This window comes from Lysobacter sp. Root690, assembly GCF_001427785.1.
In the GTDB taxonomy this organism is placed as follows: domain Bacteria; phylum Pseudomonadota; class Gammaproteobacteria; order Xanthomonadales; family Xanthomonadaceae; genus Lysobacter.
On sequence record NZ_LMHM01000011.1, the window covers coordinates 219,681 to 230,556 of the forward strand.

At 65.7% G+C, this 10,876-nt stretch carries 7 protein-coding genes; 3 read left to right on the forward strand and 4 right to left on the reverse strand.

Annotation, left to right across the window (positions count from 1 at the left end; genetic code table 11):
* Positions 1-224: 224 nt before the first annotated feature.
* On the reverse strand, positions 225-2,642 hold the full coding sequence (locus ASD86_RS06205; protein WP_056109110.1) for a Tex family protein: 2,418 nt from the start codon (positions 2,640-2,642) through the stop codon (positions 225-227).
* 256 nt (positions 2,643-2,898) lie between these two features.
* Between ASD86_RS06205 and ASD86_RS06210 the strand changes: the two genes are divergently transcribed.
* Complete coding sequence (locus tag ASD86_RS06210; protein WP_056108304.1) at positions 2,899-3,708, forward strand: ferredoxin--NADP reductase; 810 nt, start codon at positions 2,899-2,901, stop codon at positions 3,706-3,708.
* A gap of 85 nt (positions 3,709-3,793) precedes the next feature.
* Positions 3,794-4,501 carry a TlpA disulfide reductase family protein gene (locus tag ASD86_RS06215; protein ID WP_162253621.1) on the forward strand — a complete coding sequence of 236 codons (708 nt, stop codon included), beginning with the start codon at positions 3,794-3,796 and terminating at the stop codon, positions 4,499-4,501.
* A gap of 160 nt (positions 4,502-4,661) precedes the next feature.
* Here ASD86_RS06215 and ASD86_RS06220 read toward each other — a convergent pair whose 3' ends face one another.
* Positions 4,662-5,588 (reverse strand): LytTR family DNA-binding domain-containing protein, encoded by a 927-nt coding sequence (locus ASD86_RS06220; RefSeq protein WP_082578105.1) that lies wholly within the window; start codon positions 5,586-5,588, stop codon positions 4,662-4,664.
* A 155-nt stretch (positions 5,589-5,743) separates the two neighbouring features.
* Between ASD86_RS06220 and ASD86_RS06225 the strand changes: the two genes are divergently transcribed.
* A complete protein-coding gene (locus ASD86_RS06225; protein WP_056108310.1) occupies positions 5,744-6,976 on the forward strand; it encodes an acyltransferase family protein in 1,233 nt (410 codons plus the stop codon).
* Between the two features lie 250 nt (positions 6,977-7,226).
* Here the strand turns inward: ASD86_RS06225 and ASD86_RS06230 are convergent, their stop codons facing one another.
* Together ASD86_RS06230 and ASD86_RS06235 are read right to left on the reverse strand one after the other, a co-directional pair.
* On the reverse strand, positions 7,227-7,709 hold the full coding sequence (locus ASD86_RS06230; protein WP_036112644.1) for a glutathione peroxidase: 483 nt from the start codon (positions 7,707-7,709) through the stop codon (positions 7,227-7,229).
* Positions 7,710-8,242: 533 nt separating this feature from the next.
* A complete protein-coding gene (locus ASD86_RS06235; RefSeq protein ID WP_056108313.1) occupies positions 8,243-10,549 on the reverse strand; it encodes a TonB-dependent receptor in 2,307 nt (768 codons plus the stop codon).
* Positions 10,550-10,876: the final 327 nt, after the last annotated feature.

The following is a 10,876-nucleotide window of genomic DNA, read 5'->3' on the forward strand; positions in this document are numbered from 1 at the left end:
AGTGTGCTGGTGCTAACGCGAGTTACAAGCGTCGCAGCTCTGGATGAACTGCGCGGCTTCAGGCTCAACGCAACAGCAACAGCAACAGCAAGAGCAAGAGCAAGAGCAAGAGCAAATACAACTGCAACAACATCAGGCCGCCGCGTCGATGACCGACCAATAAAAAAGCCGCTTGCTCCTCAGCAAGCGGCTTTCTTTATCGGATCGATCCGATCACTCGACCATCAGGACTTCTGCTTCGCGCGAGCGAACGCATCCGCCAACGCCCCGCCGATCGGCGCCGCCGCCTTGCCCTGCGGCGCGAACGAACCGCCACGCTGCGGCGGCTGATCGCGACGACCGCCGCGATTGCCGTCGTTGCCGCGCGCGCCACTGCGATCGTTGCGGTCGCCACGGTCATTGCCACGGCTCGCGGTTTCGCCCGGCGGACGCGGCGCCGGTACCGGGTCGTCGAGACGACGGGTCAAGGCGATGCGCTTGCGCGGCAGGTCGACTTCCAGCACCCGCACCTTGACCACATCGCCGGCCTTGACCACGTCGCGTGGGTCCTTGACGTACTTGTCCGACAAGGCCGAGATATGGATCAGGCCATCCTGGTGCACGCCGATGTCGACGAAGGCGCCGAACGCGGCGACGTTGCTGATCACGCCTTCCAGGATCATGCCGACCTTGAGGTCGCGCAGCTCCTCCACGCCGTCGGCGAACTTGGCGGCCTTGAACTCCGGACGCGGGTCGCGGCCGGGTTTTTCCATTTCCTTGAGGATGTCGCGCACCGTCGGCACGCCGAATTTTTCGTCGGTGAACTGCTCGGGCTTGAGGCCGCGCACGAACTGCGGATCGCCCAACAACTGCTTCACCTCGCGGCCGCACTGCTGGACCATGCGCTCGACCACCGGGTAGGCCTCGGGATGGACCGCCGAGGCGTCCAGCGGTTGCTCGCCGTCGACGATGCGCAGGAAGCCGGCGCATTGTTCGAAGGTCTTGTCGCCCAGGCGCGGCACTTTCAGCAGCGCCTTGCGCGAGGCGAACGGGCCGTTTTCGTCGCGATGGCGGACGATGTTCTCGGCGACCGTGCTCGACAGACCCGACACCCGCGCCAGCAACGCCGCCGAGGCGGTGTTGACGTAGACGCCGACCGCGTTCACGCAGTCCTCGACCCGCGCATCGAGCGCGCGCGCCAGGCGGTATTGATCGACATCGTGCTGGTACTGGCCCACGCCGATCGCCTTGGGTTCGATCTTGACCAGTTCGGCCAGCGGGTCCTGCAGGCGCCGCGCGATCGAGACCGCGCCGCGGATGCTCACGTCGAGATCGGGGAATTCCTTCGAGGCGAATTCAGACGCGGAATACACCGACGCGCCGGCTTCGCTGACCACGGCCTTGGTCAACTTGATCTCGGTCATCAGCTTGATCAGATCGCCGGCCAGCTTGTCGGTTTCGCGCGAGGCGGTGCCGTTGCCGATCGCGATCAGTTCGACCTGATGCTTCGCGCACAGCGCGCGCAGCGTGTGCAGCGACTGGTCCCACTGCTTGCGCGGTTCGTGCGGGTAGATGGTGTCGTGCGCGACCAGCTTGCCGGTGGCGTCGACGACCGCGACCTTGACCCCGGTGCGCAGGCCCGGATCGAGCCCGAGCACCGCGCGCGGACCGGCCGGCGCGGCCAGCAGCAAGTCCTTGAGGTTGTCGCCGAACACATCGATCGCTTCGGCCTCGGCCTTTTCGCGCGCCTGCCCGAACAGGTCGAGCAGCAGATGCAGGTGCAGCTTGGCGCGCCAGGCTAGGCGGCAGGCGTCGAGCAGCCAGCGGTCGGCGGCGCGGCCCTGATCGGCGATGCCGGCGTTGAGCGCGACCCGGCCTTCGCCGTAGGCGTGGCCGGCTTCGGCGTCGGTGCCCGGGTCGAGTTCGAGGAACAGGATTTCCTCGCGGCGCGCGCGGAACAGCGCGAGCAGGCGATGCGAGGGAATCTTGGCCAGCGATTCGCTGTGATCGAAATAATCGCGGTACTTCGCGCCCTCGGTTTCCTTGCCCTCGGCCACGCGCGCGCGGATCACGCCGACCTCGCTCAGCCAGGTGCGCAACTCGCCGACCAGGCGGGCGTCTTCGCCCCAGCGTTCCATCAGGATCGCGCGCGCGCCTTCGAGCGCGGCCTTGACGTCGGCGACCTGTTTTTCCTCGCTGACGAAATCGGCGGCGAATTCCTCGGGCTTGCGCGTGGGATCGGCGAGCAGGCCGTCGGCCAGCGGCTCCAGGCCGGCTTCGCGCGCGATCTGCGCCTTGGTCCGGCGCTTGGGCTTATACGGCAGGTAAAGATCTTCCAGCCGCGACTTCGTGTCGGCCGCTTCGATGTCGGCGCGCAGTTCGTCGCTCAGCTTGCCTTGCTCGGCGATGCTTTCGAGCACCGCGGCGCGGCGGTCCTCGAGTTCGCGCAGGTAGGACAGGCGCGTTTCGAGATCACGCAACTGGATGTCGTCGAGGCCGCCGGTGACTTCCTTGCGGTAGCGCGCGATGAACGGCACGGTCGAGCCTTCGTCGAGCAAGGCGATCGCGGACAGGGCCTGGGCGGTCTGGGCGCCGATCTCGACGGCGATGAGTTGGGCGATCTTCTGCGCGATGTGCGCGGACTGCGTGTTCTTGACTTGCATCGTTTCCAATCGTTTAGCCCCGCAGGCGGGGGACGTGGGGATTGTCGCAATGCTGGCGTGAAGGGGGAACCCGTTGACAGGAGCCGGGATTGGGGATTCGGGATTAGGGATTCGGCAAAGCCAACGTCTCAGTTATCTCGGCAATGAGGTCGTTTTTTCGAATCCCTAATCCCGAATCCCTAATCCCGGCCCAGATAAGAACCGCTCTCATCCATCAGGTACAATAGCCGCCCCGCTCCACCCGAAAACCCCGGCAATGTCCTCCGCTTTTGGCACCGAGACGGTGCTGGACGTCCGTCACTGGACCGACGACTACTTCAGCTTCACCACCACCCGCGACGACGGATTCCGCTTCGAGAACGGCCAGTTCGTGATGATCGGGCTGCAGGTCGAGCAGGCGGACGGTTCGTCCAAGCCGCTGCTGCGCGCGTATTCGATCGCCAGCGCCAACTGGGAAGAGCAGCTCGAGTTCTTCAGCATCAAGGTGCCCAACGGCCCGCTGACCTCACGGCTGAAATCGATCCAGCCCGGCGACAGCGTGCTGATCGGGCGTAAGCCAACCGGCACCTTGCTGATCCACGACCTGCACCCGGGCCGAAATCTGTACCTGCTCGGCACCGGCACCGGGTTCGCGCCGTGGCTGTCGGTGATCAAGGATCCGGAAACCTACGAACGCTTCGAGAACGTGGTGCTCTGCCACGGCGTGCGCAGCGAACAGGACCTGGCGTATCGCGACTACATCGTCAACGAGTTGCCGCATCACGAGTTCCTCGGCGAGCAGATCGCGGCCAAGCTCAAGTACTACCCGGCGGTGTCGCGGCAGGCGTTCGAATTCGCCGGGCGCGATCAGCGCGGCCGTCTGACCGAAATGATGGCCAGCGGCCGGATGATGGAGCAGTTGGGCATCGCCCCGCTCGACGCCGAGCACGACCGCGCGATGATCTGCGGCAGCCCGCAGATGCTGGCCGATTTCCGCGAGATTCTCGATGGTCGCGGTTTCACCGCCGCGCCGCGCATCGGCACGCCGGGGCAGTACGTGTTCGAACGGGCCTTCGTCGAGAAATGAGCGCTCTGGCTGGTTGCCGGGCGTGAGCGGGCCGCGGTCGATGCAGGCGATGCAGTCGATGCAGTCGATGCGAGCGAGGATCGTCATGGCGTTGTCGACGCGGTATCGCGCGGACGCGGCGGTGGTTGCGCTCGCGCTGGCGTCGTTCGGTCTGATCGCCATGTGGCCGGCGTTCGCCGCGGGTCAATCGTCTCTACGATCGACTGATCGCGCCGCAATCGAGCAGGTCGCCAGCGCTCAAACCGCTGCGCCAACCGCGACCTCCGGTTCGTCCGCGACCGCGACGCCCGATTCGAAATCCAAACGCGCCTCCCGCGCCGCGCCGCAGCGCGGCGATATTCCGCCGGATTTTCTCGGCCTGGATCGCGATGGGCGTCCGGTCAAGGTCAGCGATTACCGCGGCAAGCTGGTGGTGATCAGCTTCTGGGCCAGTTGGTGCGGGCCGTGCCGACGCGAACTGCCGATGCTGTCGGCGCTGCAGGCCGGCGTCGGTTATGAGCATCTGCAGGTGATCGCGGTCAACCTCAACGAGCCCAGGCGCGATTTAGACGCGTTCCTCAAGCTCAATCCCTCGCTGGAGATGCGCCATATCCGCGACGGCGGCACTGTCGCCCGCCATTACGGCGTCACCGCGGTGCCGAATCTGTTCGTGATCGATCAGCGCGGTGCGATCGCGCAGGTGCATCGAGGTTATTCGCCAAAGCAGTTGCAACAGTTCGCCGAGCAAATCGCGGCGTTGTTGCCGCCCGAAACGTTGAAGCGGCCGACCGCAGCCGGCAAGCAGGCGCAGTAGCCCGAGCGACAGACCTGCCTGGCCTGCCTGTAGGAGCGGCGCGAGCCGCGACCGCGACCTCTCAACCACGACGCAAGCAAGTTTCGCGGTCGCGGCTCGTGACCGCAGGAAATCCAGCAGGACGCCACCCCCACAGGAGCGCTCGCAACCACGTGAGCACTCAAGCCGCCCGCCGCTCCTGCCGCAAGGCGCCGCGATAGCGCCGGCTGCACGGGATCTTGCTGCCGTCGTGCATGGTGATGCGCGCGTCGCCGCTTTCCAGCGGTTCGATCTCGCCCACGCAGTCCAGGTTGACCATGTAGCTGCGATGCACGCGCACGAAGCGCGCCGGGTCGAGCTGGGTCTCGATCGCGGCCATGGTGGTGCGCAGCGGGTAGTCGCGGCCGCGCAGGTGCAGGTTCACGTAATTCGACGAGGCCTGCAGCCATTCCACTTCGCTCGCGGCGATCAGGAACTCCTTGCCGAGCTTGCGCACCAGGAAGCGCTCGGGCCGTTCGGGCACGGCCGGTTCGGGCACGTCATCCGGGGTCGTCAGCACGCTGGCCTCGCCCTGCCAGCGCCGCATCAGCAGGCGGTAGCCCTCGATCCACAACACCATGTAGGTATAGGAGCGCACGTCCTTGAGGTATTCGTAGACCAGGTTCATGCCCCAGGCGCCGAAGTCGTAGCTTTCGCCCAGGCCGAGGTAGGCCAGCTTGCGGATCGTGACCATGCCGACCACGTGCGCGACCGACCAGACCACGCTGCCGAACACGTGCAGGACCAGCGCGCGGCGCCAGGTGTCGATATGGAACGGGACCTTGCGGGTGTACCAGACCAGCAGCGGCGCCAGCGCCAGCGCGGTCAGGCAACTGCTGCTTTCCCATAGCGCCGGCGCCCAGTCGGGGATGTCCAGGCCGTAGCGGCGGATGTCGATCAACGCAGTCAGGGTGCCAGCCACCGCGTTGACGGTGAACAGGACCACCCAGGCCAGCACTTCGACGGTGCGGCGCCAGGGCTGGTAGCGGTCCCAGGCGCTGACCGGCGCGGCGGCGCTCGGGTCGTTGGCGGGCGCGGTCGAAAGGGGCGCGGAAACGTCTTGGCTCATGCGCGCATTCTCGCCTGCGCGGCGCCGTCGGCGGCAACCGATCGTCCCCGGAAGCCGCGATTCGTCCCCGCCGGACCGCCGCCGGTCACCCCGCGGTGTCGCGCAAACGCCCGTCGCCACAGGCTTTGCGCCACCTCACCGCCACGGACCCGCCCATGCAACGCCGGTACGACATCGACGCCCTGCGCGCCCTCGCCTTCGTCCTTCTGATCCTCTATCACTGCGCCATGTTGTACGTCGCCGACTGGGGCTGGCATCTCAAGAGCACCCATCTGTCCGAGCCGCTGCAGATCCCGATGCTATTCGTGAACCGCTGGCGCATGGACCTGATCTTCCTGATCTCGGGCCTGTCGGTGCATTTCCTGTTGCGCGGCAGCTCGCTGGGCCGCTTCGTGGTCCAGCGCAGCTGGCGCCTGCTGCTGCCGCTGACCTTCGGCTGCCTGGTGATCGTGCCGATCCAGCCGTACGCGCAGGGCGTGGCCAACGGTCTGGTCGAGCCGGGCTTCGTCGATTTCCTGTTGCGCTATTACCAGTTCCAGCCGTGGCCCAAGGGCGCGTTCGACGGCTGGGAGTACGGCTTCACCTGGAACCACCTGTGGTACCTGATCTACCTGTGGGTGTACACGATCGTGTTCGCGGCCCTGCTGCCGCTGTTCCGCAACGGCTTCGGCCGTCGCCTGCTCGGGCTGTTCACCGGCCTGCGCGGCTGGAAGCTGCTGATCCTGCCGGCGCTGCCGCTGGCCGCGTACACCATGACCCTGGCGCCGCTGTTCGACGAAACCGGTGACCTGATCCACGACTGGTACCGCCACGCGATGTACTTCACCGTGTTCCTGTACGGCTATTGGATCGGCAACGACGCCGGCCTGTGGGCCGAGCTGACCCGGCTGCGCAAGTGGAGCCTGAGTCTGGCGCTGAGCCTGTTCGGGTTCTACCTGAGCCTGGTGCTGCTGATTCCTGAGGAGATCCCCGACTGGCTGCAGAACAGCGTGTGGCTGCTGCGCAATCTGTACGTGTGGTTCGCGCTGACCGCGATCCTGGGCTGGGGCCATGCCCTGCTCAACCGCCCGTTCCGCTGGCTGCCGTGGGCGACCGAGGCGGTGTACCCGTGGTACGTGCTGCATCAGAGCCTGATCGTGCTGATCGCGTACTGGATCCTGCCGCTGCATTTCGGCCCGATCAGCGAACCGGCGATCGTGTTGTTCGGGACGGTGGCCGGGTGCTTCGTGTTGCACGAGATCATTCGGCGGGTGCCGCTATTGCGGCCGGTGTTTGGGTTGAAGGGCAAGCGCAGTGACAAGGTGCGCGGTGGTGCTGAGCGGGCCGCGACTGATGCGTCGGGTACGGTAGTCGATGTTGCGCGGCCTGCGGCTGCGGATATGGCCTGAGGTCAAGTCAGATTTATCGCTCAAACATAATTTCAGCGTCATCTTTCAAGAACGTCATTCCCGCGAAAGCGGGAATCCAGGGCCTTTCGTGCGAGAACGTTTGAAGTCGCTGGATTCCCGCCTTCGCGGGAATGACGGTGGGTGGGTTCGGTTGGGATTGAAACAAAAAGGCTTCGGCTGATTCAGCCGAAGCCTTTCTTTCAACGCCGAACATTCGAGCCGCTCAAGCCGATCGAACCGCTCAAATCAATCAAGCCAACGCCTTCTCGATATCCCCCGCGATCGACTCCGGCTTATCCGTCGGCGCATAGCGCTTGATCACCTTGCCGTCGCGGCCGACCAGGAACTTGGTGAAGTTCCACTTGATCGCGTCGATGCCGAGGAAACCGCCCTTCTCGTCCTTGAGCCATTTCCACAGCGGGTGCGCCTTGTCGCCGTTGACGTCGACCTTGGCGTACATCGGAAACGTCACGTCGTAGGTCAGCGAGCAGAATTCCTTGATCTCGTTCTCGTCGCCGGGTTCCTGGTGGCCGAACTGATCGCACGGAAAGCCCAGCACTTCGAAACCGCGCGCCTGGTACTCGCGCTCAAGCTTTTCCAGACCGGTGTACTGCGGGGTGAAGCCGCACTTGGACGCGACGTTGACGATCAGCAGCACCTTGCCCTTGTAGCGGTCCAGCGACTGGGACTGGCCGTCGATATCGGTGGCGGAAAAATCGTAGGCGGTGGTCATGGCGGCGCTCGGTGTGTGGGTTGGGCGAACGATAGCGCGTCGGAGGTGACGACGGGCATCGACGGGACCGGATCGGTGGCCGGCATGGCATCCCGGGTTCGAAGATTCGCGCGGCCGTCACGGTTTGGATGTGGGGTGGCGGGCTCTGTTTCGATGTGAGGTGACCCGCTTGGTTGGTGCAGGGTTTAGCGCAGGCGGGCATCGAGAGGCTTCAGCGCCATCTCGCCAGAACGTCATCCCCGCGAAGGCGGGGATCCAGGGCTTTATCCAGGCATGACGCTGAAGTCTCTGGATCCCCGCCTTCGCGGGGATGACGAGCAAAAGCAAAGCGCTCTCGGATCGAGCTTCCACGTTGCAAGCTCAACCATCCAGCCGAAATTTCCGCATCCCGCATCCCGCATCCCGCGTCCCGCATCCCGGCCCCGACTCCCGACTCTCGCTTTCCCCAATCTCGAATCCCCAATCCCCAATCCCCAAAAAACAAACGACCCGCACAAGGCGGGCCGTCCGTCACATCGCAACGCACTCTTGAATCAGAACGACGCCTTGAACTCCGCACCCACGATGCGCGGATCGTTGACGAAGCCGACCAGATTGTTGAAGTCGATGCCGCCGACCGCGCGCACTTCGTCGAGGATGTTGCGGCCGTACAGCGCCACGTCGTAGCGGCCGTTGTCCCAGGTGTAACCCACGCGCAGGCCGCCTTCGACCAGGGGCTTGCCGCGGAATTCCTTCGACTCGTACAGGAAGAAGTTGACGCCGCTGCGGTAGGCCCAGTCGGTGTAGACGTAGAACTCGTTGCCGTTGGCCAGCGGCAGGGTGTAGCGCGCGGTCAGGTTGTAAACCCACTTCGGCGCCTGCGGCAACGGGTTGCCGTCGATCGCCGCCAGGGTCACGCCGTTGCGGACCACGGTCGGATCGGTCACGGTGCAGCCGCCGCCACAGGGCGCGACGAACAGGTTGGCGTCCTGGATTTCGGTGTCGTTGTAGCTGGCGCCGAAGGTGACCATCAGGTTGTCGGTCAGGTAGGCGTCGAGGTCGACTTCGAAGCCCTGGCCCAGGGTCTTGTCGGCGTTGACCAGGATGGTCTGGTTGAGCGCGCCGCCGACCGCGTTGAGCTGCTGGTTGTCGACGTTGTAGCGGAACAGCGCGAAGCCGAGGCGTGCGCGCTTGTCCCACAGGTCGGCCTTGAGGCCGGCTTCGTACGAGATCACCTTCTCGGCGTCGGCGACCGACGGTTGCGGCGGCACCTGGAACAGCAGACGGCCCTGGATGCTCGGCGCGCGGAAGCCCTTGGCGACGCGGGCGTACAGGTTGATGTCGTCGGTGGCCTGGAACACGCCGCTGATGTCCCAGCTGACGTCGTCGACATCGGTGTTGACCTTGAACGGGCCCGACACCGGCGCGCCGAACGGCGCGCTCTGCAGCACGCTGGCGCTGAAGTCCTTCTTGTCCTGGGTGTAGCGCAGACCGCCGCGCAGCTTGAAGCGATCGGTGACCGCGTACTCGAGCGAACCGAACGCCGCCCAGGCCTTGTTGCGCTGCTTCTGCTGGGCGTGACCGGCCTGCACGCCGCCGCCCAGGGTGTCGTAGTTGAGGCTGTCGACGGTGATGTCTTCATCGAAATAGAACAGGCCGGCCTGCCAGTTCAGCGGGCCGCTGTAGTTCGATTCCAGGCGGAATTCCTGGGTGATCTGGCGATGGTCGGGCAGGCCGTCGGCCGATTCGGCGGTGAACGGAATGCCGGCCGGGGTGCTGCCGCCGGGCAGGAACGCGGCGCCGACGCCGCCGTCGATGTCGCCGCGGCTGAGCGAATCGGCGGTTTCGTAACCGGTGATCGAGTACAGGGTGAGATCGTTCGATAGGTCCCAGCTCAGGCGCGCGCTCGCGCCCCAGGTGTCGAGCTTCTGGAAATTGCGTCCGTCGATGCCGACCTTGTCGACGTCGAAGCCGTCGACCAGATTGTTGGTGCCCTTCTTGAACAGCATCGCCCGGAACAGGCGCGCGGTGCCGTTGAGATGGCGCGCGTGCACGTTGAACAAGGCGTGGAAGGTGTCGCTGCCGTCGTACTGCAATTGCAGGCGCGCGGCGGATTCGTCGTAGCCTTCGAGCTTGGGATTGGTGCGCGCGTTCGGGTTGGTGTTGTCGACCCAGTCGTCGCGGCGCTGATACATCGCCGAAGCGCGCGCCGACCAGTTCGGGCCGAGCGGGCCGCTGACCGCGCCTTCGAAGTTGGTGGTGCCGTAGGTGCCGTAGGAAATCTGGCCGTAGCCTTCCAGTTCGCGAGTCGGCTTGGCCGATTCGAACTTGACCACGCCGGCCGGGGTGTTGCGGCCGAACAGCGTGCCCTGCGGGCCGCGCAGCAGTTCGACGTTCTCCAGGTCGAACACCGGGAAGCCCTTGAGCAACGGGTTTTCCAGAACGATGTCGTCGTACACCAGCGACACCGGCTGCGATGCGTTTAGATCGAAGTCGGTGTTGCCCAGGCCGCGGATGTAGAAACGCGGGAACGCGCGGCCGAACGAGGACTCGATGTTGAGGCTGGGCAGGCGGCCGGACAGGAAGCGGATATCGCCGCCGCCGGAGCCGAGCACGTGCAGCTTCTCGCGATCGACGGTGGTGAGCGCGACCGGCACGTCCTTGGCGCGTTCGACCTTGCGCTGCGCGGTCACCATCAGCGCATCGAGGGTCTTGGCTTCGCCTTCGGCGGGCGCGGCGGGCGCGGCAGCGGTCGTGTCTTGGGCGAAAGCCGCGGTGGAAACGAGAGTCAGGCCGATGGCGAGCGCGAGAGCGTGGCTGCGCGGGGCAAGACGACGGGGAGCACGGGCGTGCTGGGACATGGTCGGGGTTTCTCGGTGGACGCGGCGCGTGGGGCGCCAGTGCTTGGGAAACCGCCGCGGCGTCATGCTCCCCTCGGGCATGGGCTGACGGCGATGGGCGATCGGACCGCCCCTTGGCGGTTCTGGCGCGGAGCTGCCCGCGCCGTGGTCGGCTCATTGACCGGCGAATGTTACCAAATCATTAAAGAGTCGGTGCTCGAATGGGCGGGAGGGCGTGAACCGTCGCCTCCGGCCCGCTATCGCCGGCACCGCCCTCTCCCTCTCCCGCTTGCGGGAGAGGGCCGGGGTGAGGGCACACGGGCCGGCCCGAGTTGCGCCCTCGCGCCC

Bases quoted from the DNA above. Each gene is read 5' to 3' on its own strand.
- ASD86_RS06205 (WP_056109110.1), bottom strand. From the start codon at position 2,642: ATGCAAGTCAAGAACACGCAGTCCGCGCACATCGCGCAGAAGATCGCC.
- ASD86_RS06210 (WP_056108304.1), top strand. From the start codon at position 2,899: ATGTCCTCCGCTTTTGGCACCGAGACGGTGCTGGACGTCCGTCACTGG.
- ASD86_RS06215 (WP_162253621.1), top strand. From the start codon at position 3,794: ATGGCGTTGTCGACGCGGTATCGCGCGGACGCGGCGGTGGTTGCGCTC.
- ASD86_RS06220 (WP_082578105.1), bottom strand. From the start codon at position 5,588: ATGAGCCAAGACGTTTCCGCGCCCCTTTCGACCGCGCCCGCCAACGAC.
- ASD86_RS06230 (WP_036112644.1), bottom strand. From the start codon at position 7,709: ATGACCACCGCCTACGATTTTTCCGCCACCGATATCGACGGCCAGTCC.
- ASD86_RS06225 (WP_056108310.1), top strand. From the start codon at position 5,744: ATGCAACGCCGGTACGACATCGACGCCCTGCGCGCCCTCGCCTTCGTC.
- ASD86_RS06235 (WP_056108313.1), bottom strand. From the start codon at position 10,549: ATGTCCCAGCACGCCCGTGCTCCCCGTCGTCTTGCCCCGCGCAGCCAC.